Genomic DNA, 25,923 nt, shown 5'->3' on the forward strand with positions numbered 1-25,923 from the left:
GAGATTTATGAGTTTGTCTCACCATGGGGCATGTGCCATATAGTGTTCAAGACGCAAACGCATCGGAGAGCGTCGCAATTGCGACCCCCGAGATCCCGAGCCGAGAGAGACAGTGACATGACAAAACCCGAGATCAGCCTCGAATTCTTCCCTCCGAAAAACATCGAAGGCACGTTCCGGCTCTGGGATTCGGTGCAGGTTCTGGCTCCGCTGGCACCGCGCTTTGTCTCCGTCACCTATGGGGCGGGCGGCACGACACGGGATCTGACGCGCGACGTCGTGGCGACCATCCACAAGCATTCCGGCCTGCGCACCGCCGCCCACCTGACCTGCGTCGACGCCACCCGGGACGAGACTTTGCAAGTGGCGCGGGACTTCGCCAAGGTCGGCGTCACCGACATCGTGGCGCTGCGTGGCGACCCGCCGAAAGGGTCCGCTGGGTTCACCCCGCACCCCGAGGGCTTCAACAACTCGGTCGAGCTGATCGAAGCGCTGTCTGACACCGGCGATTTCACCATCCGGGTCGGCGCATACCCTGACATCCATCCGGAAGCTGCAAGCGCGCAGGCGGACATCGACTGGCTGAAGCGCAAGCTGGACGCCGGCGCGACCGAGGCGCTGACCCAGTTCTTCTTTGAGTCGGAAACCTTCTTCCGCTACCGCGATGCATGTGCAAAGGCGGGCATCGACCAGTATATCACGCCGGGCATTCTGCCGATCGAGAACTGGAAAGGCGCCCGTCGCTTTGCCGAGGGCTGCGGCACGAAGATTCCGCAGTGGGTGATCGAAGCCTTTGAAACCGCAGAGCGCGATGGTCGGACAGATCTGCTGGCCACCGCAATTTGCACTGAGCTGTGTGATGAACTGCTTCAAGGCGGCGTGGACAAGCTGCACTTCTACACGCTGAACCGCCCCGAATTGACCCGCGACGTGTGCTTTGCACTGGGCGTCACACCGGAAGCCAAGCTGCAAAACGTCGCCTGAAACGGCCCTGCATCAGAACCCATGCTGATGCGCCGTATCGGGATTTAGACATGACCACCGGGGAGCAATTCGCTGTCCGGTGGTTTTCCTTTGTGATGAGCATATCGGGATTTGCAGTGCCCCTTCGCCAAGGATGACACGCGGTCTATCATGGTTTCGGTGTGAAACACCGCGCCGCGCCTTGGCCTTGGCACAGGGCGCGCAGCTGATATCTGCCGGCGTTGTTTGATAGCTTTTTTATTGAGGGAACACGCGACCACGGGGCTTTCGGCGTCAACCTGTCAATGGGATCTGTAGATCTGCATGGACCGTCGGCGGGTTTGACCGACGACGAAATCCCGGAGCGGTTTTTCATCTGTCTTGCGGTGAGCCAGAACTGCCGCGGCTCGTGCAAATGACCCTGAAAATAGACGTTTGGAATAAAACGGCTACCGAGATGTCTCGGTAGCCGCTGAGTGTATTTTCCGTGAGACGCTAGACGCCGCCATATTGACCGGGTTGACCGGACCAACAAGCAAGCCGCCAAGCGTCCGTGCCAGCGGGCAAATGCCTCAACCTTTGAAGGTCTCGACCCATTTCGCGTATTGCGACATGAAGCCCGCCAGGAAGTCGCGGCTGCTGTCGACGACGCCGTCATCGGTCAGGATATCCTGCACCTTGCCGATGTAGGCCTCGGGTTGCTGCAACGTCGGCATGTCGAGGAAGACCAGCGCCTGACGCAGGTGGTGGTTGGCGCCAAAGCCGCCCGTCGCACCCATGGACGCGGTCACGACCCCGGCAGGTTTGCCGGCCCAGATGCTGTCACCATAAGGCCGCGAGCCAACATCCAATGCGTTCTTGATCGCCGCTGGCAGAGAGCGGTTGTATTCGGGCGTGGCAAAAAGCACGCCGTCCACATCCTTCATCTCATCGCGGAACCTCGTCCAGGGTGCTGGCGGTGTGTCGGTCTCCAAATCTTCATTGTAGAACGGCAGGTCCGCGATCTCGATGAACTTGAAGCTCAGCGTATCGGGCGCCAGCTTTGTCATCTCGGTGATGAGTTTGCGGTTCAGCGACGCTTCGCGCAGCGACCCGACGAGCACGGCGATGGTGTATGCCATGAGTGTTCTCCTTTGTCTCCTTTGGACCTGTCGGCCCTTCTGAAAGGTAACGTAGGACCCGTTGCGCAAACGTCATCTGCACAGGGTCGAACACGCGCGGTGCCTCAACGCGCACGACAGGGGCCGGAATGTGCTGCGCCCCGGCCTCTCTGTTTCCGCCAAGGTTACTCTGCGGCGACGGTTTCCTGGCGCTGGGTGCCCAGTCCGTCGATGGTCAATTCCATCACGTCGCCGGGTTTCAAAAAGCGTTGCGGCTTCATGCCCATGCCAACGCCGGACGGCGTGCCCGTGGCAATGATATCCCCCGGCACCAGCTTCATGAACTGGCTCATATGAGAGATGATCTGCGCCACGGTAAAGATCATGTCGTCGGTGGTTTCATCCTGCACGGTCTCGCCGTTCAGCATGAGAGAAACGCGCAGGTTTTGCGGGTCCAGCACCTCATCGGCGGTGACCAGCCACGGGCCGGTGGGGCCGAAAGTCGGGGCTGATTTGCCCTTCACCCATTGTCCGCCACGCTCGATCTGAAACGACCGTTCCGACATGTCGTTGATGACGCAGTAGCCCGCAACATGGTCCAGCGCGTCCGCCTCGGAGACATAAAGCGCCTCCTTGCCGATCACCACGCCCAGCTCGACCTCCCAATCGGCCTTCTCGGCGCCGCGCGGAATGATCACCGGATCGTTCGGGCCGGACAACGCAGAGGTCGCCTTGTTGAACACGATCGGCTCCGCCGGTTCCGCCATGCCCGTCTCGGCGGCGTGCTTCGCGTAGTTCAACCCGATGCAATAGAAGTTCGGCACCGAGGCAAGGCACGCCCCGATCCGCCCCGGCTCTGCCACCAGCGGAAGCTGCGACAGATCCAAGGCGCGCAGAGTATTCAATGCCTCGAGGGACACCCCGTCACCTGCGAAATCGCGGACGTGATCGGACAGATCGCGCACCTGACCTTGCTCGTCCAGAACGCCCGGCTTTTCCTGGCCTGCTGGCCCATACCGCAACAGCTTCATAGTCAACTCCCTGATTTATCGGTATTGTCTCTTCCTTTCGCGGAAAGGTCCCCCGCGTTGGAAAAGAAGTCTTTTACATTGAGCATCAAATGCACCAGATGCGCGCGCACGTTTTCCGTCACCTTGTTCGCGTCGCGGGCGCGCAGCCCGGCGACGATGCCCTCGTGCTGTCGCAGCACACGCTCGCGCGCGCTTTTGCGTGTCGCTGACAGGTATCGCGCGCGCCATAGGCGGGCCACGAGCGCCTGATGCATCTCTGCCAAAACGGGGTTTTTCGCCGCGTCCGTGATGGCGCGGTGAAACGCCATATCCAGCTCGAACAGGTCCAGCTTGTCCATGGTGTCGTAGCTCTCAGCCATACGGTCGGCGAGCGCGGCGATCTGCTCGATCTCCGTGTCCGAGGCCCGGTCACAGGCCAGCCGCGCCGACAGCAATTCCAGCGCGGTCATGACCTCGACGTTTTGAGCGACGCTCTCGTAGGACGGCTCCGCCACGATGGGAGAGCGCGCAGGCCGCAGCAGAAGCAACCCTTCCTTGGCAAGAATGCGGATCGCTTCGCGCATCGGGGTCCGGCTGACGCCCATCGCGCTGGCGTGATCGCGCTCCTTCACCTGTGTGCCGGGTTCGAGCTCGCCGCGCAGAATGTCGCGGCGCAGCCTGTTGGCGATCTGCTCTGGCAATGTCTGCTCTGACATGAAACCGCCTCTCCTGGGCTGTGGTGGTCTTGATGCAGCGTGACTGCGGGTGCTTTGGGACCGCGGGCGACCTTTCCCAGGCAGTCAGACCTCTGCCATTGGTGCGCGGTTTACTCGGCGGTGTGACCCGCCATCACCCGCGCCCGATGAATGGCATGTTGGTCGCCATCACTGTCATGAACTGCACGTTGGCGTCCAAGGGCAGCTCGGCCATGTGCAGCACGGATGACGCAACATGTGCCACATCCATCACAGGTTCCACCGCGATGGAGCCATCCGCCTGAGGCACCCCCTCGGTCATCTTTTGCGCCATGTCCGTCAGCGCGTTGCCAATGTCGATCTGTCCACAGGCGATACTGTAGGGCCGCCCGTCCAGCGAAATCGAGCGCGTCAGCCCGGTGATCGCATGTTTCGACGCGGTGTAAGGCGCAGAGCCCCAGCGCGGTGCCTCGGACGACACGGAACCGTTGTTGATGATCCGCCCGCCCTGCGGCGACTGCGCCCGCATCTGCCGAAAGGCCGCCTGAGCGCAGAGGAAAGATCCCGTCACGTTGATGTCCATGCAGCGCTGCCAGTCATCGACCGCGATCTCGTCTATGCTGCCGCCCATCACCGACACGCCCGCGTTGTTGAACAGGGCGTCGATCCGGCCCCACGCGGCCACGGCACGGCTGAACACCTCTGCCACCTGCGCTTCATCGGTCACGTCTCCGGGCAGAACGAGCGCGCCCGCATGACCGGCGGCAACCTCTTTCAACGGGTCCGGCCGCCGCCCCACCAGACCGACCTGCCAGCCCGCCTCGAGGAACGCCAGCGCGCAGGCCTTGCCGATGCCCTGCCCTGCGCCGGTTATGATGATCGTCTTGCTCATCTGAGCACTCCTTTTCTGGCCCACGCCACTTCTGGCCTACAGTCTGGCCCGAACGACAGTCGAGCGGCGTCTCGCAGGCCGAGGGTCACGCCCCCCGTCCTGCGAGACCCGCTTGTACCCTAGTGGTTGTCGCGCGGCAGCGTTTCTCGGACCTTCTGATAGGCTGTGGCCAGCTCAAGGCATCCGCCTTGCGCCAACTGCCCGACATGGGTGCGGTAGATTTCCTGCCACGGGGTCTGATGCACCAGTTCCGGGGCCTCCCACGCGTCGATGCGCGCCTGCCATTCGGCCTCGTCCACCAGCGCATCCATGCGTGAAGCGTTCAGGTCCAGACGGACCCTGTCGCCGGTCCGCAGATGCGCCAAACCGCCACCAACGACCGATTCCGGCGAGGCGTTGAGGATCGACGGGCTTTCAGATGTGCCCGACTGCCGACCGTCCCCGACTGTGGGCAAATGGTTCACCCCGGCGCGGATCAGCGCATCCGGCGGCTGCATGTTCACCACCTCCGCCGAGCCGGGGTAGCCCACGCAACCAACGCCGCGGATGAACAGAATGGTGTTCTCGTCGATCTCAAGCGCGGTGTCGTTGATCCGGTCGTGGTAATCTTCGGGGCCTTCAAACACCACGGCGCGGGCCTCGTGAATGCCCTCCTGCCCCGGATGCGACAGGAACCGCCGCTGGAAGTCGGCGGAGATCACCGATGTCTTCATCAGCGCAGAGTCAAACAGGTTGCCCGACAGTACCTTGAAGCCCGCATTGGTCCGCATCGGCGCGTCATAGGTCTTGATCACGTCGAGGTCGGCGCTTTCCCAGCCGGTCAGGTTTGCGCCCATGGTCTGCCCCGTGGCGGTCATCGCGCCCTCGTGCAGCCGTCCGGCCTTGCGCAGTTCCCCCATGACCGCAGGCACCCCGCCCGCGCGGAAAAAGGACTCGCCCAAGTATTCCCCGGCGGGCTGCATGTTGACCATCAAGGGCACGTCGAAACCGACAGTCTCCCAATCCTTCACGTCCAGCGCCACACCCACATGACGCGCAATGGCCTGAAGATGCGGTGGCGCGTTGGTCGACCCGCCGATGGCCGAGTTCACCACGATCGCGTTCTCGAAGGCCTCCCGCGTCAGGATGTCCGAGGGTTTCAGATCCTCCATCACCATGCCGACGATGCGTTTGCCGGTCTCGTAGGCCATGGCCATCCGTTCGCGGAACGGTGCGGGAATGGCGGAGTTGCCGGTGAGCGTCATGCCCAAAGCCTCTGCCATGGCGTTCATGGTCGAGGCCGTGCCCATGGTGTTGCAATGTCCAAGGCTGGGCGCCGAAGAACAGACCCGCGACATGAATTCGTCGTAGTCGATCTTGCCCTCGGCCAGCAGCCGTCGGCCTTCCCAGATGATCGCGCCAGAGCCCGCGCGCTTGCCCTTCCACCAGCCATCCAGCATCGGCCCGCCGTTCAGCGCAATGGCCGGAATGTCCATTGTCGCCGCGCCCATCAGCATGGCGGGCGTGGTCTTGTCACAGCCCGTGGTCAGCACCACCCCATCGAGCGGATAGCCGTGCAGCACCTCCACCAGACCGAGATAAGCCAGGTTCCGGTCCAGCGCCGCCGTGGGACGTTTGGCGGTTTCCTGGATCGGGTGCACAGGGAATTCCATCGGAATGCCGCCCGCCTCGCGGATGCCTGCCTTGATCCGGTCCATCAAGAAGACGTGGATCTTGTTGCAGGGCGCGATATCGCTGCCGGTCTGGGCGATGCCGATCACCGGACGCTCGGACATCAGCTCCTCTCGGCTGTAGGTGCTGTTCTGGTAGCGTTCCACGTAGAGCGCGGTCATCCCCGGGTTGTTGGGATTGTCGAACCACTCCTGGCTGCGGAACCGCTTGTTGGCACGGGTGTCTGACATGTGTTCTCCCTGCCCCGTAGTCGGGGCTGTCTGCTATGGCGTGACGGGTCTTACCCGCAGCGCGGTCATCTCATTGTATCGGCACGCCTGGGTCAAAGCGGCATCCACGGAGCGCCGCGTCGTGCCAGAGGAGCCGTTGCCGCGCCGTTCCCATCTGGTTGACATGGGCCGTGCAGCGCGCTTACCTCAAAATGGTATACCATCTGCGCGCCGATGCAAGCGCCAGCCGAAATATGCGGGAGACGACAATCAGGACCAGACGCTGGCATCTGTGCCGCTTTGGTTTTTTGCGCCTCCTGTTGAACCTGATCCAAAGGGGTCCGTCGAAGACCCAAGCCTAGCCCGGAAAGACCTGCAATGACCCTGTCCATGCCCGATCCAAACGGCACTTTCCTCGTTCGCCTCTGGCACGAAGGCCACGGGCCGATCATCGCGGTGCTGCGTGACAACCGGCTGTTTGACATCACAAGTCGCGCCACCCCGACCATGTCCTCCCTGCTGGAACGCGACGATCTGCTGACGTTCATTGCGGAGCGGAAAGGCACCGATCTCGGCCCGCTGGATCCTCTGCCCGACGATCTGACCCTGCTCGCGCCCTGTGATCTGCAGGTCATCAAAGCCTCCGGTGTGACCTTTGCCCAAAGCATGGTCGAACGTGTGATCGAGGAGCAGGCCGCAGGTGATCCCGACCGGGCCGAAGCCATCCGGAAGAAAGTCACCGCCGTCATTGGCGACAGCCTTGCGGGGGTCACGCCCGGATCCGACAAAGCGTTGCAGGTGAAGGACGTGTTGCAGGCCGAAGGGCTCTGGTCCCCTTACCTTGAGGTGGGCATCGGCCCCGATGCTGAGGTCTTTACCAAGTGCCCCACACTCGCGGCCGTGGGTCATGGGGCGGATGTCGGCCTGCACCCGATCTCTCGCTGGAACAACCCGGAGCCGGAAATCGTGCTTGCCGTCACCTCCACCGGCAGGATCGTCGGCGCGACATTGGGCAATGACGTGAACCTGCGCGATGTGGAGGGCCGCTCCGCCCTGTTGCTGGGCAAGGCCAAGGACAACAACGCCTCCGCCGCCATTGGGCCGTTTTTGCGCCTGTTCGACGACAGCTATACAATGGACGACATGCAGCAGGCGGAGTTGACGCTGACCGTCACCGGACAGGATGGCTTCACGCTCAATGGCCGCTCCTCCATGTCGCAGATCAGTCGCACGCCTGCCTCCATCGTGGCGCAGACCATTGGCGCGCATCATCAATATCCCGACGGCTTCATGCTGTATCTTGGCACACTCTTTGCCCCGACCCAGGACCGCGACGCGCCCGGACAGGGGTTCACGCACAAGGTCGGCGATGTGGTGTCCATCTCGGAACCCTCTTTGGGAACACTCACCAACACGGTTCGGCTGTCGACCGACTGCCCGCCCTGGCAGCTCGGGATCACGGCGCTGATGGCCAACCTCGCCGGGCGCGGCCTGCTGTGAGGCACATCCTCGCCCTCCGCAAGATGCCCCCACGGTCCAGCCCCGGCCACGATCGCAGTAACTTACACGGCCCCAAGGGCCGACCGCCCCTTTGAAAGGACACCTCATGCCGAATTTTGCCACGTACCCCAGCCTGAAGGACAAATCGGTGCTGATCACCGGCGGCGCCTCCGGCATCGGGGCCGACATGGTGCGCTGCTTTGCCGAACAGGGCGCCAAGGTCGGCTTTGTGGATTTTGACCGCGAGACCTCGGAAAAGCTGGTCCAAGACACGCCCGGCACTGTCACCTACGCGTTCTGCGACCTGCGTGACATCGCGGAGATGCGCGCGGCCTTCGAGCGGATCGCAGAGCAGAATGGCGCACCGACGGTTCTGGTGAACAACGCCGCCCGCGACGACCGACACGGTTGGCAGGACATCACACCCGAGTACTGGGACGAACGCTTTGCCACCAACTTCCGGCATATGTTCTTTGCAATTCAGGCAGTTGTACCCGGAATGATCGAGGCCGGCGGCGGCTCCATCATCAACATGGGGTCGAACTCCTGGTGGCAGAAATCGCCGGGCATGCCGGCCTACACCGCCGCGAAATCCGCCGTTCACGGGCTGACGCGGTCATCGGCCATGGAGTTTGGCAAGCACCGCATCCGCGTGAACGCCGTTGTCCCCGGCTGGATCATGACGGAGCGGCAAAAGGAGTTGTGGGCCACGCCCGAGGCGCTTGACGAACACCTCAAGGGCCAGTGTCTGCCGGACCTGATCGACCCGATCTACGTGGCGCGCATGGTGCTGTTTCTGGCGTCCGACGATGCGGCCATGTGCTCGGCCAACAACTACATGGTGGAGGCAGGCTCTATCTGAGCCCGCCGACCACCCGGGCGGGGCTATGCCCCGTCCCCTGCCTGTCAGTTGACCGGCGTTTCCAGATCCCGCCCATCGAGAAAGGCGGTGACGTTTGCCAGCTGCAAATCCGCCATGGCGGTGCGGGTCTGCACGGTGGCGGAGGCCTGATGCGGCTGCAGGTGCGTGTTGGGCAAACGCCGGAACCGCGGGTTGATGGATGGCTCGTTGAGGAAGACGTCCAAAGCCGCCCCGCCCAGCTTGCGGCTTTCCAGCATGTCCAGCATCGCCTCCTCGTCCACCGTGGTGCCGCGCGAAATGTTCACCAGGATGCCTTGCGGTCCCAGCGCTTCGAGCACGGCGCGGCTCACGTGGCCTTCGGTTTCAGGCCCGCCTTTCAGCGCAACCACCAGCCAGTCCACGGCCCCTGCCATCTCCGCCAGATCCGTGTGATAGGTCCATCCGGGTGTCTCTTTTTCGGACCGGGAGGTGTAATGCACCTCCATCTTGAAGGCGGCCAGACGGTCAGCGATCTCGCGCCCGATGCGCCCAAGCCCGACGATGCCAACCTTGGCGCCGCTCATCTTGCGGTTCAGCGGCAAAGTCTGCTCGCCCCATTTGCCTGAGGCCACCAGCAGGTGCCCGCGCACCATATCGCGCGCCAGCCCCAGCATCATGCCGACACAAAGGTCCGCCACATCGTCGTTGAGAACGTCGGGCGTGTTCGTCACCTTCACCCCTCGGGCGGTCGCGGCGTCGACGTCGATATTGTCGTATCCGACACCGAAATTTGCGATCAGCCCAAGGTTCGGCAGCGCGGCCATCGCGGCATCGTCGAAAAGCTCATTGCCCTTGTAGGCCACCGCGCGGACCTCGGTGCGCAGGGTCATGTCCATGGTCGCAATATCCTGCGGCGTGGCAACGAAGCCGGCCGCATGGGCGCCGGACAGTCGACCACGTTCCTCATCAGTAAATGCGGACCCGACGATCATCAAATTTGTCATATACGTGCCTCCAGCAGCGTTGCGATGCGCGACAGCGCCTCGCGAATGTTCTGTGTTGAATTGGCGTAGGAAAAGCGGACGAAGCCCTCTCCCGATGCGCCAAAGCTCGTTCCTGCCACGGTCGCCACACCGCCCTCTTCGAGGAACAGCGTCTGCGCCTGAGCAGCGGTCAATCCCGTGCCTGCGACGTTGGGAAAGGCGTAAAACGCTCCAGCCGCATCGGCGCAGCGCACCCCCGGCAATGCGTTCAGCCCTTCTACGATCACCTGACGTCTTTCGTCAAAGGCGGCGTTCATGGCCTCCACCGCTGTCTGCGGCCCCTCCAACGCGGCAATTCCGGCATGTTGGGTTGCGGCGTTGACACAGGAATGGTCGTTCACGCAAAGCCGCGTAACATGCTCCACCAGGTCCTTTGGCCAAACCGCGTAGCCCAGCCGCCAGCCCGTCATGGCATACCGTTTCGACCAGCCGTCCAGAACGATCAAACGATCACGGATCTGCGGGTAGTGCAACAACGAGACATGCTCGCGGCCGTCATAAAGCATGGTCGAATAGATCTCATCCGACAGGATCGCCACCTGTGGATGGGCCTCCAGCCCCGCCACCAGCGCGTCGATCTCGGCCTTGGGCGTGACGCCGCCGGTGGGGTTCGCAGGCGAGTTGAGGATGATGAGCCGCGTGGCTGGCGTGATCTGTGCCAGCACCTCCTGGGCGGAAAAGGCAAAGCCATCCTCCTCCCGCAGGGTCATCGGCACCGGGGTCGCGCCCGTGTAGCGGATCACCGACTCATAGATCGGGAAACCCGGATTGGGGTAGATGATCTCTGCCCCCGCCTCGCCAAACATACTGATGGCAAAGAACATCGTCGGCTTGCCGCCCGGGACCACCACGACGCAATCGGGGTCCACCTCGGCGTGGTGCCGTCGGTAGAGATCCTTGGCCACGGCCTCGCGCAGCGCGGGCAAACCGTTGGCGGGCGTGTAGCCATGCGCACCGTCGCGCAGCGCCTTCACCGCGGCCTCTACAATATGGTCAGGCGTCGCGAAATCCGGCTGCCCGATGCCCAGATTGATGATGTCGCGCCCCTGCTGCGCCAGCTCTGCCGCGCGCGCCAGAACCACAAAGGCGGACTCCGTGCCCAGCCGGGACATGCGTGTTGCGAGTTTCAGGTTGGTCATGGTCGCCTCCGCGTCTGGCCCAGCACAGGGCTGTTTTCGTTTTGGTATACCAAGGAGCGGGGCATTAAAAGCGCACCGCCGCCCGCGCCTGGTGATTGATGCCGACAGAGCGACGAATGCAGTGCGTTCACTTGCAGCAATCGTCGTCGCGTTTGAGGTGCGCGCAAAAGGAAGGATCGCGACCTGCCCCGACGAAGGCGTCCCGTGGCCGCAAAACTGCGTCTTCAGTCGCGGGCAGGAAGCTGCCATGCCCGGATCAGGGATTGAAGTCAGTCTCTCGCTTTGCAGGTCGACCAACAGGATGCGACACGCCCGGCCCGCAGATGAGGGCGCCGCCGCCTGTCCGCCCCAGTTGTGATGGGTCTCGTCCCGACCGGCGCGGTGCAGTTGACCTCCCCATCACAGGCCACATACATCAGCCACGTTGCATGGGCGCGGCAGAGCGAGTTGCCAACCATGCGCGCCATGCGAAAGAAGAGAAAGGTGACATATGGGATATGTGGTGGAGCCTCAGGCGCAGCCCTCCGTGGCCGTGGCAGAAACCGAGGACCGGTTTCCAGTGCGGCGGATCTTTTGCGTCGGGCGCAATTATGCCGCGCACGCCCGCGAAATGGGGCGCGACCCGGACCGCGAAGCGCCGTTTTTCTTTACCAAGCCCGCCGACGCGGTCGTGATGGACAAAAGCACCATCCCCTACCCGCCCGAGACTGAGAACCTGCATTACGAAGCCGAACTGGTGGTCGCCATCGGCACCGGCGGCACGACGATCTCCGAGGACACGGCGCTCGATCATGTCTGGGGATACGCTGCGGGCAACGACCTGACCCGGCGTGACCTGCAAGCGGTGGCCAAGGAAATGGGCCGTCCCTGGGATTGGGCCAAGGGTTTCGACAACTCTGCCGTCATCGGCCCTGTGCATCCTGTCTCCTCGGTCGGCCATCTGTCTGAAGGTGCGATCACCCTGGCGGTGAACGGTACACTCAAACAGGAGGGGGATCTGGCCGAGATGATCTGGTCCGTCCCCGAGGTGATCGCCATCCTCTCACGGACCCTGACGCTCAGACCCGGCGACCTGATCATGACCGGGACACCTGCGGGTGTTGGCGCGCTGGTGCCGGGAGACACTTGCGTGGTCTCCATTGCCGGGCTGCCAGATCTGACCACCACCATCGGCGAACGCGGCTGACGGTTCAGAAGGCGCGGCCTTTACCCGGCCCCGCTGCGGTCTCGTCCCAGCCTGTCGGCAGGCAAAACGAGGCCGTAAAAAAGCGCGCGACGGGCGATCCCGACGCGCGCTTCAAGATGCTCAAGGCAAAACAGCCTCAATAATCCTTTTCGTAATACACCCCCACGCCGCTGGTCCCGTCAGAGGACACACGCCCACGCACCGTCACCTCTGGCGTCACAGTCAGGTTCAGGTTGATCTCGCTCGTGCCGTCCGCGCCGACGGTCACATCGGTATAGATGTTGTCAGAGATATATTTGCCGACGCTGGCCTCCACCGTGCCGTCATCCGTGGTTCCGACATCGAAATCATCGACTCCCAGACCAGAGCGGATGTTCTCCTGAATACCCAGACCACCCTGCCCCGACAGCGTGCGCACGGCTTGCGCCAGTTGCACCGCTTGTAGGGGCGACAGATCTGTCACCGAGCGGCCAAACAGGAAGAAGGCCAGCGCCTCATCCTGCGGCAGTTCCGGCGAGGAGTTCACTGTCAGTTCCGGTTCGCTGACCGGCCCTTCGAGCAAGATGGTGATGGTGGTCTCTTCGACTTCGGTAGATGCTTCGAACAGCACATAGGGCGTGAAACTGCCGCGCATGGACACCTGGCCCTGCGTCAGATCGAGGCGCCGACCCAGCAGGTCCAGACGACCCCGTACCAAGTCAAACTGGCCAATCGGGATCACGTTTGCCGAGGTGCCCGTCAGGCGCAACGACCCACCCAGTTCCGCATCCAGACCGCGCCCTCGGACAAAGATCCGGTTCGGCGCGCTCACGAGGATATCCAGCGGATAAGGCGGCAATTTCGTCTTTTCCGTCTCCCCCGATGCGCTGGGGCCGAGATTGGCGAACATCAGCGTGCGTCGCACATCGGCGGGCAGGTTCTCGTGCCGCAGACCGTCCAGCGCCGAATAGCTTGGTCCGATGGTGGGCACGCGGACTTCGACTTCGCCAAGGTCGATGCGTCCGGCAACGCGTGCGCCGCCGGTCAGCGGACCTTCGATCGTGATGCGCCCGTTCGCGGTTGTGTCAAACAAATCCGCCTGTTGCAGCCCCGCATTGCGCAGCTCCACCACCAGATTTGCACCGTAGGGCGCGCTCAACAAAATCGGTCCGGAGGCCGAGACCGTGCCCCCGGACGACAGGCTGCCCGTCAGATCCATTTGTGCACGCCCGCCTTGCAAGGACACGCCGCCGCTCAGATCATCAAGCGAGATGTCGAAGGCCGTCGCGGAGAAACGCGCACCGCTGGTCGACACCCGGCCGCTCACGTTTTCAAGTCGAGGTGCACCGCGCACGGCCACGTCGAGGTCAAGGACACCGCTTATCGTATTGGGGGCAATGCGACTGTTGGCCAGCGCCAGCGGCGCAGAGCCACTCACGTCGATGTTCACCGTGGCGAAATTCTGCGCCACCGTGCCATTCACCCGCGCGCCGATCCCGCCGGGACCTGTGCCATCGAGGTTCACGCGCCAATCCCCACCGGAATGCCGCGCCGTGCCTGACACCCGCAAGGAGCCGGGCAACTCCGGCACCAGCCGTTCGATCCCGGCCACGGTGACCTGCAGGTCAAGGTTCGCATCAGACGGTGACAGCCGACCGGTGACAGAGCCGTCAATCGACGCCCCATCCACCGTCAGCCGCTCGATGCGCAGCGCACCACCCGCATCGCGCTGCACATTCAGCGCCACATTGGTGGTGCCGCGCAGGAACGGATCTACAGATGCATTCCCGATCCCGAGGTTCTGCGCCACCAGTGTCCCATTCGCGGACACGGGACCGTTGGGCTGTGCCAGTGCGACATCTGCATCGAAGCGCAGCGATCCCGACAACTGCTGCCCCGTCAGTCCGTTGAGGGCCGACAGGCTCGGCACCTGACCACTGGCCTGACCGTCCACTTTCAGCTGCTCTTCACCAATGCCGGAAACCGTGCCGGTGAACTGCGCCGTCGCGGGGCCGTCCAGATCCAGTCGCTGCACATTGATGACGCCCTGCGCATCGCGCGTGGCCTCCACCGCCAGCCGTACGTCGCCTGCCAAAAGCGGATCAACAGCCGGAATCGACAGGGAAATGCCAGAGCCGGAGAGCATACCGGACAACTCCAGCGGCCCGTCCAGAACGCCACCGGATGCAGTCACATCCGCCCGCAGCGCACCACGCACCGCGCGCCCCGCCAGACCGGACAAAGGCGACAGCCGCGGCAGATCGGCCACCAGCCGACCATCCACGCTCAGGTCATCGACCGAGGCCCCTTCGAGCGTACCATCCAACCGGATCGTGCCAAGCCCGTCATAGGTCAGCCCATCCAGAACGAAGCGCTTATCATCGCCGCGCCGGGCCTTGAAGGACAGCTGGGAAGTGCCCTCCAGCAGCGGGTCCACCGTCGGCAAGTCCAGTTTAAGGTTCACCGTACGCGCATCGACCTCGACGTCGAACGTCTGCGCTGCGACCCGGCCTTCGCCAGTCACCGTCAGGTTCGCCGCCCCGGACAAGGCCCGCCCCGCAACGCGCGAGAAAGGAGACATCCGTCCGACCTGCGCGTTCAGGACACCGGACACGTCCGGCCCATTCTGTACCGAAGGATCGATCAGACCGCTGTATTGAACGGTCGCGACATCCGGAATCTCTCCGTCCAGATCGACCTTCCAACCGTTCGGTTGCTGCACGGCCGTCAGGGTCAGATCGGTCTGCCCTTCGACACCCGGCAAGACCAGCGATGTGTCGCGCAAAGTGACATCCAGATCCGCTTTGCCCGTGCCGCTGGTCAGTTCTGCCGTCCCTTCGATACGCGCCGCCTGCGTGGCGATCCGCAACAGGTCGGCATATAGCCCTGTCTCGTCGCGGCGCGCCTCCAGCCGAAGGGAACCGACGCCGTCAATCAGCGGATCGAGCGCCTCGATCCCGGTGCCAAGCCCGCGCGTTGTTCCGTCGAGCGCCACGTCGAAGGCACCGGTCAAGGGCTGCGCCTCCCCGGTGATCGACACATCCGCCGCGCCTGTCAACGCAAGGCCGGAGATCTCGGCAAAGCGCCCAAGGTCATCGGCCTTCAGCACCAGATCAGGCGTGACGACAATCTCAAGGTTTTCCAGGCCCTCGACGGTGACGGCCCCCGTCAGACCATAATCCGCTCCGGCAATATCCAGTTCCCGCAGCTGCAATGGGGCGCCTTTTTGCCAGTCAAAGCCCACCTGCCCGCGCAGGTCTGATCCAACGGTCCGCGCAAGCACCTCGTCTTCCAGGGTCAAACCCTGCGCCTGCATGTCCAGCACACCGCTGACCGCCTGCGTCTCGCGCGCAATCTCGCCCGCACCTGTGAAATCAAGGCGATCCAGTTCGAGCACGCCGTCACGGTCGAGGCCGACCACTTGCGCTTGCAGCTGCCAGCCATTGCCGTTCTCTGCGTCAAACGTCCCGGTCAAGGTCACGCCTTCGACGCGCGTTTCGTCCCCGCCAAGGGGCAGGACAACCGTCTCGCCCGAGGGCGGCGTGATCGACCCATCCAGATCAAGCCGTTGCGGCCAGCCATCCGCACCGATCAACGCATACCCGGACAAACCCAACGCGTTGGCGCGCAGGGTCATTTCCGACAGTTCGATCTCACCGCTCTGCTGTCGCAGCACTTCTGCGGCCAGCTGCACATCGTCGCCAAGGAATTCTTCGTATTGCGGTGCCACCAGCGCCGCCAGATCACCGCCGATGTCGACGCGGAACCGGTTCGTGCCAGCATCGCCATCGGCCCGCAGGATCACATCGCCGGAGATGCGCTCCTGCCCATCGGTGGACAGGGAAATCGCCGCCGCGAAATCGTCGATCGGGCTGTCGCCTTTTACGGTCAATGCCACAGAGGGCGCGCCCGGCACGCCTAGCGCGTTCACGATCAAACCGTCCGCGGGTTCCGTCACGCTGAGATCCAGCCCCAGCACCCGGTCATTGTTGGAATAGCTGCCGTCCAGCGCGATGGTGCCGCCGCGGTCCAGTCGATCAATCTTCAACTGCGCTTCGCCCTCGCCTCCGGCCAGCGACGCCGACCCGGAAACCTGCAGCGTCGCCTCTATCCCGGCGACGGCCTCGCCCAGTTCCACACGCGCCACATCAAGCTGTTCGAGGATCAACGACACCGGCAGATCTGGCAGGGCAAAGCTGCTGCGCGCCTCGGGCGCGGGCGTCTCTGCCGGCGCATTGGGCAAGCGCGGCACGGACAGCCGCTGCATGGAGATTTCCTGAATGTCTACCGCTCCACGCAGCAGCGCAGACCGGTTCCACTGCAAGCCGACCTCTTCTGCGGTCAGCCAGACCCCTTGCGGATCGGCAATTGTGATCCGCTCCACCGTCGCACGCGACGACAGCGCCCCGGCGAAACCTTCCAGCCGTACTGTCATGTTGTCGTTGGACAGGGCGTCCTCCAACAGACCTTGAATGAATCCACGGTCATCGTCCTGCGCTGCCGCCGCAAGCGGGCAGAGCAAGGTCAGGCAAATCACGAGCCAACGCATCAGAATGCTTGTCCAATTCCTATGTAAAACTGTACGCCGTCCGAGGTATCGCCCGAGACGGGCCCCGCCACGTCAACCCGGATCGGGCCAACGGGGGTGTCGTAGCGCACGCCGAGGCCAGCGCCCGCGTGCCAGTTGCCAGAGCCGTCATAAACGCTTTCTGGTCCGATGTATCCGGTGTCGTAAAAGCCCACGACGCCGATCTTGTCAGTGACGCCCACGCGGAGCTCACCGGACAGGCCGACAAAGCTGCGCCCTCCCAGTTCCACGCCATTGTCGTAGGTCGCGTCAAGCGAGTCATAGGGCTGGCCGCGCACGGTCCCACCACCGCCTGAGTAGAACAGATAATCCGGCGGCGCACTGGAGGCATCAGGGCCGCTCAACGATCCAAATTGCATCCGCACAGCGGCAACCACCTTGTCCTCGTCGCCAAAGCCCTTGTAGGCACGGGCATCCAGCATGAAGCGAAGCCCCGTGTCATCGCCCGATTCAGCGCCAGACAGCAGTGCAAATGGCTCTGCATCGGCCCGGACGTAGAAGCCATCAGTGGGGTTCAGCGTCACATTGCGCTTGTCCCACGTCAGCGCCGTCGGCATGGAAAAGACGTCCAGCGTCCGTGTGGGATCGCCCGGCAGGTACAGGTCGGTGACCTCCGAGCGCGACAGGTTGAAGCCCAGCTCTCCTGTCAGGGTGTCCGAAAACTCCTGACTGACACCAACGCCAAATTCCAGCGTGTCTGAAATGTAATCCGGCTCATCCTCACGGGAGATGCCCGCCGTGGCGAAAAACAGGGTGTCCGCGCCGTAAACTGCTGGCTTTTCGAACCGTGCCGACAGCGAATAGTCAGGTTTGTTGCCTGACGTGCCACCCAGCTGGCTCGCCTGCCCCTCGATACGGAACCGCTCTGCCCCGCCGAGGATGTTGCGGTGCAGCCAAAAGCCGGACACCGCCACCCCTTCGGAGGACGACAGTTCCAAACCCGCGCCGATGCGGCGCGGTTTGCGATCAACCACTTCGATACCGATGTCGAGGTCCTCGCCCGCCGTGGGCTGTTCCTGAAGCACGACAGAGCGGAACGTCCCGGTGCCGCGCAGTCGCTGGGCCGCCTTCTCCACGGCGTCGGGGTCGAAGGTCTCACCGCGCGGAATGCCTGCGATCTGGCGGATGCGCGCGGGCTTTACCGCGCTTTCGGACGTCACGTTCACATCGCCAAAACGATAGCGGCGGCCGGGATCAAGCGTCACGCCAACATCCAGACGCGCGGCGTCGTGGCGGGCCGTGATCTGCTGGTCGGCGATTTTCGCCTCTGCATGGCCAACAGCGCGCCAGCCGGTGACACCGTTCTGTGCCGCCTCGCGCACGACGGTCGCCAAAGCAGGCCTGCCGCGGCGGAATCCTTCGGTTTCAGGACTGGCAGGCGCCAAGGGCGCGACCTGCGCCGCGCCGAACTTGAACCGTTTTCCAGGTTGGACGGTGACGGTCACCGTGCCGATTTGGCTTGGTGTATTGAATGGCGGGATGGTCGCGGCCTCCCGGCCATCAACCTCGATACGCACCACGGGGCCGTAATAGCCTTGGGCATAAAGCGCCTCTACCAGCCGGGTGTAATCGCCCTGAGCAGCGGCCAGCACGTCTTGCGGTGGCGCCTTCTGCTCGTCGTCACGCAGCTCGGCCAGAAGCGACACGGCCTCCAGACTGTCGCGCAGATCGTCAGGCGCCTTGCCCGCGTACTGAAAGTCGATCTTGTCAAACGCAGACGCACCCATGGGCACACAGCACATTACACCAACAGCGCAGGCTATCCCTGCCCGTTTCAGGCCCATATTCATCCCTCACGCTCAGTCTTTGACATGTCCGATTGAAGTCTAGATCACTTTAGTCCATCCGACAGAAACAAAACACCATTTCGGCATAAAAACGCGCATATTTTGTGTATGCGGGCGGCGCAAACGCCACGGCTGCCGCAGATTTCCAGCACGTCACCCCGCTGTTGAAAGCACTTCCGGCACCATATCCACCGAATGCTGCGTCTTGTGTGGGCCCGCACTGCGCAGCGATCCCTTGACCGGGGAGACATCTGCGTAATCGCGGCCGTAAGCCACCACAACGTGATCCAGAGCGACGCGCAGATCATTGGTCGGATCGATCTCTACCCAGCCCAGTTCGCGGCCGCACCACGCCCGCACCCAGGCGTGCATGGCATCCGCGCCTGACAGCCGCGGCTGCCCCGGAGGCGGTTGCGTGCGCAGGAACCCCGACACGTAGCCCGCCGGGATCCCCACGGCCCGCAGCGCGCCGATCATCACATGGCTGATGTCCTGACAAACCCCGCGCCGCTGGGCGAAGGCCTCTGCCGGGTCGGTCGCCACGTCGGTCGCGGTGGCGTCAAAGTCGAACAGCGCGTGCAGGCCGCGCGACACCGCCAGCACGGCCTCCAGCGTAGTTAACGCCGCAGCGGTCACATCCTGACCAAAGGCGGCGATTTCGCCCACCGGCTGAACGCGCTCCGACGGGCCAAGGTAATGATGCGGGCTGTGTGGCCCCAAACTCGCAACGCCGTCGATCTCTCGTTGCAACACCGCAAGCGGAGGTGACAGGTCCAGTCCGCCATCGAAGGGGATGCGCTGCACCCGCCCCTCGAAGCGAAAAAGCACGTTCTTCAAAGGTGCTGAAAACATCAGCGATGTCAGCATATTGCCGAAAAAATCCACCTCATCCCGCCGTTCCGAGGCCTGGGGCGAGCAGATCAGCGCCCCATGCAGGAGCGTCTGCCGGGACGTGTTTATCGGAAACATGCGCAACAGGGTGCGCGCCGCCGTGGCCGGATGCTCAAACCGATACCCTATCTCAAGCGTGATGTCGTAATGCATGGCAGCCCCAGGTTTGCAGTCGGATGACTTAGCTCATGTAGCGCGCGGACAGCATGTCCGACACGGTCATCAATCGGCTCGCCACATCGCGCAACCTGTCAGAACCGACGTCTTCCGGTTTGGCCACCGACAGATCCGTGGACAGGGTCAGCAACGCACGCCCGATCGGACCCATCTGCGTCGTGTCGTAGCGTTGCGGCAGCCGCGACTGATCCTTGCGCAGCCGCTCCACCTGAAAGGCCACGGCGCGAGGATTGTCAGGGTCCAGTGCCAGCAGATCGACCACGGTTTCACGTTGGGTCGCAACGGCGTAACGCCGCCTGTGCGCCATGACGCTGTCACCGATTTCGATGGCGGCATCCAGACCACCGGTGGCCGCATTGGGGTCGGCAAAATTCGCCAGCGTTCCGGCCATCTGGATGCCCCGCTCCACCGAGCGGCCCATGCTCATGAACCGCCAGCCGGCTGCGCGAAACATGTTGTCGTTCACGAGACCGGAGAAGCCCGCAAGTTTGCGCAGCAGCTCGCTCATGGCCCGCGCGGCGGAATCCCCCGCCCCCATGGGACGCTTCGACATGTCGCGCGCCAGCGCCGACAGATCGCTCAGCGCGTGCCAGCCGTCGTCGGAAAAGCGGTCCCGCACGTGGCCAACACAGGCCAACGACGCGGTGAACAACCCCAACAGTTCCGGCGGCACTGCGGCCTCTGACATGCCCTGCCGTGCGATATCCGCCCGCAAAAGCGCCAGAAGCGGGCTGTCCAACGGGCGTACGGCGGCGCGGCGCAAATGATAGGCGCGCATGGTCCGAACCGCGTGTTCCGCCCGTTCCACATAACGGCCAAGCCAGAACAGGTTGTCAGCCGCCCGCGCGGGCAGACGTTCCGGGCGCTGCCGCATGAAAGGTCCGTCGGCGCGCGGCGTGAGACTGTCGGGGGGCACGTCCTCGTCGGAGACCACCCAGACGTCCGCCACCGATCCGCCCGATTGCATGGCCAGCGCGGTGGGATCTTCGGTTCGCCCGATGCGGGCATAGCCGCCGGGCATGACCTCCCACCCATGGGCGGTGCGTACCGCAAAGGCGCGGATCACCATGGGGCGCGGCACCAGTCGTCCGTCGATCATCGCAGGCGTCGTGGACAGCGTCACGGCCTGCTGACCCACAAGCTCCGCGCCCTTTTCCTCCAGCCACTCGCCTACGGCGATCCGGGCATTGTCGCGGAACTTGCCCCCAAGCGCCGTCGATCCGTCCACTTCAAACGGAAGCGCGGTAGACATGGCCGGCGCAATCATCATCTTGCCAAGGTTGTCGCGCACATGGGCCAGTTCCCGTGGTTGACCACACCACCACGTGGCAATGTTTGGCAGCTTCAGCGCTTCGCCGGTCAACTGCCGGCAAATGCGCGGCAAGAACGCCATGAGCGCCCGCGCTTCCAGCACGCCTGACCCCAGCGCGTTGAGCATGTCCACCTGCCCCGCGCGCAGCGCAGAGACCAATCCCGGCATGCCGATGGCCGATGCCTCATCCAGTTCCAACGGATCGGCAAAGCGGGAATCCAGCCGCCGCCAGAGCACGCTGACCGGTTCCAACCCGTTGATCGTGCGCACCATCGGGCCGTCCGGTGTCACCGTCAGATCACCGCATTCCAGCAGCAACAGTCCCAGCGAGCGTGCAATATAGGCATGTTCGAAGTAGGTGTCGGTGTGCTGCCCGGGGGTCAGGATGGCCGCATGCCCTTGATTGGGCCCGCGCAGGTCCTGTAGCGACGCGCGCAATTCGCGGAAAAAGCGCGCCAGCCGAAGCACGTTCCCTTCGACGAACATCTCCGGAAAGACCTTTGCCGTGGCCATCCGGTTTTCCAGCGCAAAACCGGGACCTGACGGCGCCTGTGTGCGGTCGCCCAACACGATCCAGGATCCGTCTGGCGAGCGGCCTATCTCAAACGCCAAGACGTGCAGATGGTGGCCGGAGCGCGGCTGCACGCCCACCAGAGGACGCAACCATTCGGGGTTCTGCGCCACCAGTTGCGCGGGCAAGAGCCCCTGCTCCACCAGTTTGCCCGGCCCGTACAGATCCGCCATCAACCGTTCCAGAAGATCGGCGCGCTGCACCAGTCCATCGGACAGTTCGGCCCATTCGGATTCGGCGATCATCACTGGAATGTGGCTCAGCGGCCAATCCCGCACATCCGAGTCCGACCCGGTATATTGGCGGTAATACACGCCAGCGTCGTGCAAATACTGGTCGCCACGGGCAAAGTCCCCGGCCAGCGCGGTTGCGCCCCGCGTGGCGAGGTGTTCGATCATTGGCCGCCAGACCGGACGGATCGAGCCATCCGCCTGCAACAGCTCATCCGCCACGCCCTCGGGCGGCTGGTATTCCAGAACCATGGCCTGCGCCGCCTTGGCACGCGCCTGTGCCACCGACAAGGCGTCGGCGATCTGGCGCTGCTCTGCCATCTGTTGACGTTCCGCAGTGGCGGCCGCCGACATGTCTGCCGGCGACGCATTTATGGTATCCGAGCGCGCAGCCTCGACCGAGGTCATGGCCCCCGCCTCTGCCCCGCCGCGCTGTGGCGGCTGATTGTCTTTCGTCTCCTCAGCCACCGGTCTCAGCGCTCCTTTTCAGGAGGCAGTCATACGCCGGGGGAACGCCTCAGGTCCAGTGTCATCGGGAACTCCGGATGCGGTGCCTCCGACGCGGGCCAGAATGTGCCCGGTGTATGGCCGTTGCCCTCGAACCGTGCCAGACGGCGCGCGTCCGCCTCGTTGGTGTTCACCGGGAAGGTGTCGTAGTTGCGTCCGCCGGGATGGGCCACATGGTAGGTGCACCCCCCGAGCGAGCGCCCCGACCACGTGTCAAAGATGTCGAACACCAGCGGTGCGTCGACCCCCAGCACCGGATGAAGCGCCTCTGCGGGTTGCCATGCCTTGAACCGCACGCCGCCCACTTTCACACCGCTTTCGCCCGTGTCGGTCAACGGCACCTGCCGCTTGTTGCAGGTGACGATATAGCGGTCCGGGTTCAGCGTGGTCAGCTGCACCTGCATCCGCTCCACCGAGCTGTCGGTGTAGCGCACCGTGCCACCAATCGCGCCGCGTTCGCCCAGCACGTGCCAGGGTTCCAGCGCTTGCCGCACCTCCAGCTTTGCCCCTTCGTAGGAGACTTCGCCTGCGAAGGGAAAGCGGAACTCTTTTTGCGCTTCGAACCATTCGGGGCGGAGCGTGAAACCGTTGTCATCAAGGTCGCGCAGCACGTCCATGAAATCCGCCCAGACAAAGTGCGGCAGCATGAAACGGTCATGCAGCTGCGTGCCCCAGCGCACCGGCTTGCCCTTGATCGGGTTTTTCCACAGCCGCGCAAGGATCGCGCGGACCAGCAGTTGCTGCGCCAGCGACATGCGCGGATCGGGGGGCATCTCGAAGCCGCGAAATTCCAGCAGACCCAACCGGCCCGTCGGCCCATCCGGAGAGAACATCTTGTCGATGCACAGCTCTGCCCGGTGAGTGTTGCCCGTCACGTCGATCAACATGTTGCGCAGCAGCCGATCCACCAACCACGGCGCGGGCTGCGGCATATCCTCGCCCGGATCGGGGATCTGCGACAACGCGATTTCCAATTCATACAGCGTATCGTGCCGCGCCTCGTCGATGCGCGGGGCCTGCGATGTCGGCCCGATGAACATGCCCGAGAACAGGTAGGACAGCGCCGGATGTCGCTGCCAGTACAACACAAGTGACCGCAGAAGATCGGGTCGCCGCAGGAACGGCGAATCGTAGGTGGTGGCCCCGCCCACAACGACGTGGTTGCCGCCGCCGGTGCCCACATGCTTGCCGTCGATCATGAACTTTTCCGCGCCCAGACGACAGGCGCGCGCATCCTCGTAGACGCCTTCGGTGATCGCCACGCAGTCCTGCCAGTTTTGCGCCGGGTGAATGTTCACCTCGATCACACCGGGGTCGGGCGCAACGCGGATCACGTTCAGACGCGGATCATTGGGTGGCGCGTATCCTTCGATGTGGATCGGCAGGCCCAGCTCCTCGGCGGTGGTTTCTGCCGCGGCCAGCAGTTCAAGGTAATCCTCCAACGCGCCCACTGGCGGCATGAACAGGCACAGGCGCCCGTCGCGCGGCTCTATGGCGATGGCCGTGCGCACGTAGCCCAGTGCGGGATCGACCCCCTCCATCATCATGGGGTTCTGTGCGGCGCGGTCGCTGCCGCTTTCCTCAGCTTTCAGCCCGGAGACCGGCTGCTTGTGCTGCTCTGTCACCTCGGGCAGCATGCTGGTTTCTTCGGCAGCGATCTTTTCCAGTTCGTCGAGGATCAGGCGACGTCGCTCGTCGAGCTCCTGATGGAAATCCGGCAGCGCAGCCACGGGCGTGCTGGGATCGGCCTCATAGGTATAGGGATACTGCGAGGCCGGAATATGCGGCAGCGTGCCCAAGGGCAGACGAAAGCCAACCGGGCTGTCGCCGGGGATCAGGAACATGTGACCGCGACGGGTCTTCCAATGCTCCGACACCCACTTCGATGCGCGCGCCTTCCCCTGCCAACGTTGAATGGGAAGGATGTGTCCGGCGGGCTTGGTCAACCCCCGATTGAACACCCGCGCAATCCGGGCGCGGGCCTCCGGATCCTTCAGCTTGGGATCCTCGGGCGTCACGTTGACCGGCAGCCCGGCCTCCCTCAGCACCCACTCGGCGGGGTCTTCGAAAGCGGGCCGCACAAAGTCATCCTCGATGCCAAGCGTCCTGGCAAAGGTCTGCATGAAGCGTTCTGAGTCCTCCGCCTCCGCACCGGTTTGCGTTTCCGGCGCCACCAGATCGGGGTTTTTCCAGATCGGCTCGCCATCACGTCGCCAGAACAGCGAGAACGTCCAGCGCGGCAATGTCTCGCCCGGATACCATTTGCCCTGACCGTAATGCAGGAAGCCACCGGGCGCGAAGCGCGTGCGCAGCTTGCGGATCAGCTGGTCGGCGCGGTCACGCTTGGTCGGCCCCACGGCGGCGGTGTTCCATTCCTCGCTTTCGAAATCGTCGATGCTGACAAAGGTAGGCTCGCCGCCCATGGTCAGGCGCATATCCTCGGCTTCCATGACGGCATCGACCTCACGCCCGAGCTTGTCCAGCGCCTGCCAGCTTTCCTCCGAGAACGGCTTGGTGATGCGCGGATGTTCCGCGACGCGGTGTACCTCCATCTCGAAGTTGAAGTCCGTCTGCGTGTCCGGATCGCCCTGAAAGCCGCCCACGATGGGCGCGGCATTGGCGTAATGCGGCGTCGCAGCCAGTGGGATGTGGCTTTCGCCGGTCATCAGGCCGGAGGTCGGATCAAGCCCGAGCCAGCCCGCGCCGGGCAGATAGACCTCGCACCAGGCATGCAAATCGGTAAAGTCGTGATCCGTGCCGGAGGGGCCGTCCAGCGCCTCCAGATCCGGTTTCAGCTGGATCAGGTAGCCAGACACAAACCGCGTGGCAAATCCCAGATGCCGCAGGATATTGATCAGCAACCACGACGTGTCCCGGCACGAGCCAGAGCCCTTTTCCAGCGTTTCCTCCGGCGTCTGCACGCCGGGCTCCATGCGGATCAGGTAGTCGATTTCCGCCTCAAGCCGCGCGTTCAACGCGACGAGAAAATCCACCGTCCCTGTCTTTTCGCGCGGAATGCTGTCGACCCAGGCCTTTAGCTTCGGCGTCAGATCCACAGCCTTGCGATACTGGTCCAGGTCGTTTTGCAGCTCGGCGGGATACTCGAACGGCCACTGCTGCGCCTCTTCCTCCAGGAAAAAGTCGAAGGGGTTGTAGACCGTCATATCCGCGACGAGGTCCACCTCGATTGAGAACTCTGTCACCGGCTCCGGAAAAACGAACCGTGCCAGCCAGTTGCCATAGATGTCCTGCTGGTGATTGACGAAGTGAGGCTCCGGCCCGACCTTCAGGCTGTGCGAGATCACCCGCGTCCGAGAGTGCGGCGCCGGGCGCAGGCGGATGATCTGCGGTGAGAGCTTGACCGGCCGGTCGTACTTGTAGTGCGTCAGGTGACGAATGCTCGCGGTGATCGCCATGAAGGCCCCCATTGCTGCGTTAACCCTCACAAGACATTTATGTGCCGATGAAGTAAAGCGAACCTATGCACAGCAGCACAATCGGCAGGCATCTGCACAGGGTCCGCCCAAAATCATCGCAAAGCGCGGAACGGCTCAGCGAGGCCAGGCCTCTTCGCGCAGCATGGATTGACCGAGTACCCGTTATGCGAAATCAGTCAATCAATTTAATCATTA

The 25,923-nt window shown here is 63.6% G+C and carries 16 protein-coding genes; 4 read left to right on the plus strand and 12 right to left on the minus strand.

Annotated features, from left to right (window positions below):
* The first annotated feature begins 117 nt into the window (after positions 1-117).
* The gene (gene metF, locus GGQ68_RS10040; RefSeq protein WP_183965550.1) at positions 118-984 is read left to right on the plus strand and encodes a methylenetetrahydrofolate reductase [NAD(P)H]; all 867 of its coding nucleotides are present in this window, start codon (positions 118-120) and stop codon (positions 982-984) included.
* 551 nt (positions 985-1,535) lie between these two features.
* Here metF and GGQ68_RS10045 read toward each other — a convergent pair.
* From GGQ68_RS10045 to GGQ68_RS10065, 5 genes are all read right to left on the minus strand, one after another.
* A complete protein-coding gene (locus GGQ68_RS10045; protein WP_183965552.1) occupies positions 1,536-2,084 on the minus strand; it encodes an NADPH-dependent FMN reductase in 549 nt (182 codons plus the stop codon).
* 164 nt (positions 2,085-2,248) lie between these two features.
* Positions 2,249-3,094: a fumarylacetoacetate hydrolase family protein gene (locus tag GGQ68_RS10050; protein ID WP_183965554.1), complete on the minus strand. Its 846-nt coding sequence runs from the start codon at positions 3,092-3,094 to the stop codon at positions 2,249-2,251.
* Positions 3,095-3,096: 2 nt separating this feature from the next.
* Complete coding sequence (locus GGQ68_RS10055; RefSeq protein WP_183965556.1) at positions 3,097-3,789, minus strand: GntR family transcriptional regulator; 693 nt, start codon at positions 3,787-3,789, stop codon at positions 3,097-3,099.
* A gap of 133 nt (positions 3,790-3,922) precedes the next feature.
* Entirely contained in the window at positions 3,923-4,660 is a 738-nt protein-coding gene (locus GGQ68_RS10060; protein ID WP_183965558.1) for an SDR family oxidoreductase, read from the minus strand.
* Positions 4,661-4,779: 119 nt separating this feature from the next.
* Complete coding sequence (locus GGQ68_RS10065; protein WP_183965560.1) at positions 4,780-6,561, minus strand: IlvD/Edd family dehydratase; 1,782 nt, start codon at positions 6,559-6,561, stop codon at positions 4,780-4,782.
* A gap of 357 nt (positions 6,562-6,918) precedes the next feature.
* Between GGQ68_RS10065 and GGQ68_RS10070 the strand changes: the two genes are divergently transcribed.
* Both GGQ68_RS10070 and GGQ68_RS10075 read left to right on the plus strand, forming a co-directional pair.
* A complete protein-coding gene (locus GGQ68_RS10070) occupies positions 6,919-8,040 on the plus strand; it encodes a fumarylacetoacetate hydrolase family protein (protein ID WP_183965562.1) in 1,122 nt (373 codons plus the stop codon).
* A 106-nt stretch (positions 8,041-8,146) separates the two neighbouring features.
* A complete protein-coding gene (locus GGQ68_RS10075) occupies positions 8,147-8,902 on the plus strand; it encodes an SDR family NAD(P)-dependent oxidoreductase (RefSeq protein ID WP_183965564.1) in 756 nt (251 codons plus the stop codon).
* A gap of 44 nt (positions 8,903-8,946) precedes the next feature.
* Here the strand turns inward: GGQ68_RS10075 and GGQ68_RS10080 are convergent, their stop codons facing one another.
* Positions 8,947-9,885, minus strand: coding sequence for a 2-hydroxyacid dehydrogenase (locus GGQ68_RS10080; protein ID WP_183965566.1), 939 nt, complete (start codon positions 9,883-9,885; stop codon positions 8,947-8,949).
* Positions 9,882-11,063, minus strand: coding sequence for a pyridoxal phosphate-dependent aminotransferase (locus GGQ68_RS10085; RefSeq protein ID WP_221235562.1), 1,182 nt, complete (start codon positions 11,061-11,063; stop codon positions 9,882-9,884). Before GGQ68_RS10085 ends, GGQ68_RS10080 begins: the two co-directional genes overlap by 4 nt.
* Positions 11,064-11,553: 490 nt before the next feature.
* On the opposite strand from GGQ68_RS10085, the gene GGQ68_RS10090 reads away from it, so the two are divergent.
* Positions 11,554-12,249 (plus strand): fumarylacetoacetate hydrolase family protein, encoded by a 696-nt coding sequence (locus GGQ68_RS10090; RefSeq protein WP_183965568.1) that lies wholly within the window; start codon positions 11,554-11,556, stop codon positions 12,247-12,249.
* Between the two features lie 136 nt (positions 12,250-12,385).
* Here the strand turns inward: GGQ68_RS10090 and GGQ68_RS10095 are convergent, their stop codons facing one another.
* The 5 genes from GGQ68_RS10095 to GGQ68_RS10115 form a co-directional block, all read right to left on the minus strand.
* Entirely contained in the window at positions 12,386-16,777 is a 4,392-nt protein-coding gene (locus GGQ68_RS10095; protein WP_183965570.1) for a translocation/assembly module TamB domain-containing protein, read from the minus strand.
* Positions 16,777-18,543, minus strand: coding sequence for an autotransporter assembly complex protein TamA (locus GGQ68_RS10100; RefSeq protein ID WP_183965572.1), 1,767 nt, complete (start codon positions 18,541-18,543; stop codon positions 16,777-16,779). The genes GGQ68_RS10095 and GGQ68_RS10100 overlap by 1 nt, the downstream gene beginning before the upstream one ends.
* 213 nt (positions 18,544-18,756) lie before the next feature.
* Positions 18,757-19,647: a transglutaminase family protein gene (locus GGQ68_RS10105; RefSeq protein ID WP_183965574.1), complete on the minus strand. Its 891-nt coding sequence runs from the start codon at positions 19,645-19,647 to the stop codon at positions 18,757-18,759.
* A 28-nt stretch (positions 19,648-19,675) separates the two neighbouring features.
* Positions 19,676-22,036, minus strand: coding sequence for a circularly permuted type 2 ATP-grasp protein (locus tag GGQ68_RS10110; RefSeq protein WP_246429329.1), 2,361 nt, complete (start codon positions 22,034-22,036; stop codon positions 19,676-19,678).
* 245 nt (positions 22,037-22,281) lie between these two features.
* Entirely contained in the window at positions 22,282-25,707 is a 3,426-nt protein-coding gene (locus GGQ68_RS10115; RefSeq protein WP_183965576.1) for a transglutaminase family protein, read from the minus strand.
* Positions 25,708-25,923 lie beyond the last annotated feature (216 nt).

The sequence above is a fragment of the Sagittula marina genome (genome assembly GCF_014196795.1).
In the GTDB taxonomy this organism is placed as follows: domain Bacteria; phylum Pseudomonadota; class Alphaproteobacteria; order Rhodobacterales; family Rhodobacteraceae; genus Sagittula; species Sagittula marina.